The organism is Streptomyces sp. SM1 (assembly GCF_002910825.1).
Lineage (GTDB): Bacteria > Actinomycetota > Actinomycetes > Streptomycetales > Streptomycetaceae > Streptomyces > Streptomyces okerensis.
Genome location: NZ_NEUB01000106.1, coordinates 1 through 1,885, shown reverse-complemented (window position 1 = coordinate 1,885; position 1,885 = coordinate 1). Strand labels below are relative to the sequence as shown.

Below are 1,885 nucleotides of genomic sequence, written 5' to 3'. Positions count from 1 at the left end.
CGCGCGGGGCACCACGGCGGGCCGGCTGCTCACCGGCGGCGCCGGGCACTCCGGCCGGACCGCCTTCCTCTTCCCGGGACAGGGCAGCCAGCGGGCCGGGGCCGGCGCCGGGCTCTACCGCGAAGACCCGGTGTTCGCCGACGCCCTCGACGAGGTGCTGACCGGGCTCGACCCGCATCTCGACCTGCCCCTGCGCGACATCCTGTTCGCCGCGCACGGAACCCCCGGGGCGGAGCTGCTCGACCGCACCCGGTACACCCAGCCCGCGCTGTTCGCCCTGGAAACGGCGCTGTTCCGGCTCGTACGGCACTGGGGCGTGCGGCCCGACCTGCTGATGGGGCACTCCATCGGCGAACTCGCCGCCGCCCACGCCGCGGGCGTACTGGACCTCGCCGACGCCTGCGCGCTGGTCGCGGCCCGGGGCCGGCTGATGGACGCGCTGCCCGCGGGCGGGGCGATGGTGGCCGTGGAGGCCACCGAGGAGGAAGTGCGCCAGGCTCTGCACGACGGCCTCGCGCCCCGCGCCGGGCAGGACCCGGAGCGGGGCGCGGTGGACGTCGCCGCCGTCAACGGGCCCTCCTCCGTGGTCCTGTCCGGCGACGAGGACGCGGTACGGCGGCTGGCCGGGGCGCTCCGCTCCCGCGGCCGGCGCACCCGGCGCCTCAGCGTGAGCCACGCCTTCCACTCCGCCCGGATGGACGGGATGCTCGACGCGTTCCGGGACGTGGCCGAGTCGCTGACCTACCACGCGCCCGGCATCGAGATCGTCTCCAACCTGACCGGCCGGATGGCCACGGCCGCCGAACTCCGCTCCCCGGACCACTGGGTGCGCCACGTACGGGACACCGTCCGCTTCCTGTCGGGGGCCCGCCGGCTGCGGGCCGAGGGTGCGACGACGTTCCTCGAACTCGGCCCCGGCGGCGTGCTGTCCGGCATGCTGCACACCTGCCTCGCCGAGCCCGAAGCCGGTCCCGAGGAAGCCGGCCCTGGTACCAGTTCCGCTTCCGCCTCCGCCTCCGGTGCCCACCGGACGGTGCCGCTGCTGCGCGACGGCCGGGCCGAGACCGACGCGGTCCGCACCGCACTCGCCTCGCTGCACCTGCACGGCGTACCGGTGGACTGGTCGGCGGGCTGGAGCGGCACCGACGTACGCCGGGTCGACCTGCCCACCTACGCCTTCCAGCGCAGGCGCTTCTGGCCGGAAGCCGCCCTCGACCCGGCCCCCGCCGCCTGGCGCTCCCGCCGGGCGACCGCGGCCCCGGCCGGACCGCAGCGCTACCGCATCGCGTGGCAGCCGCTCACCGCGCCCGCCGAGGCCCGGCTCTCCGGCCGCTGGCTGCTCGTCACCCCGGACGGACCCGGTGCCGAGGACACCGCGCTCGCCTGCGAACAGGCCCTCGCCGGACACGGCGCCGACGTGGTCGTGATCCGGGTCGGGGGCACCGTCGAACGGACGGAACTGGCCGCACTGCTCCCGGAGTTCGGCGCGCTGGAGGGCGTCCTGTCGCTGCTGGGCCTGGCCGAGGGACCCCATCCGCGGCTGCGCACGCTCGACGCCTGCCTGACCGGCACCCTGCTGCTGCTCCAGGCCCTGGGCGAAAGCGGCATCGACGCACCCCTGTGGTGCGCCACCCGCGGTGCGGTGGCGGCCGACGGCACCACACCGGTCCGCCCCGAGCAGGCCCAGGTGTGGGGCCTGGGCCGGGTCGCGGCGCTGGAGCACCCGCGGCGCTGGGGCGGCCTGGTCGACCTGCCGGAGCTGTTGGACGGACCTGCGCTGGAAGGGCTGTGCGCGGTGCTGGCCGGACACGAGGGCGAGGACCAGGTGGCCGTACGCGCGCCGGGACTCCTGGGCCGCCGCCTCGTCCCCGCACCGGGACCTGCG

At 77.0% G+C, this 1,885-nt stretch carries 1 protein-coding gene; it reads left to right on the top strand.

Going from position 1 to position 1,885, the window contains the following annotated elements:
• Positions 1 to 1,885: acyltransferase domain-containing protein (locus tag B9S61_RS02205; protein WP_146064680.1), on the top strand; the 1,885-nt coding region annotated here is incomplete at both ends.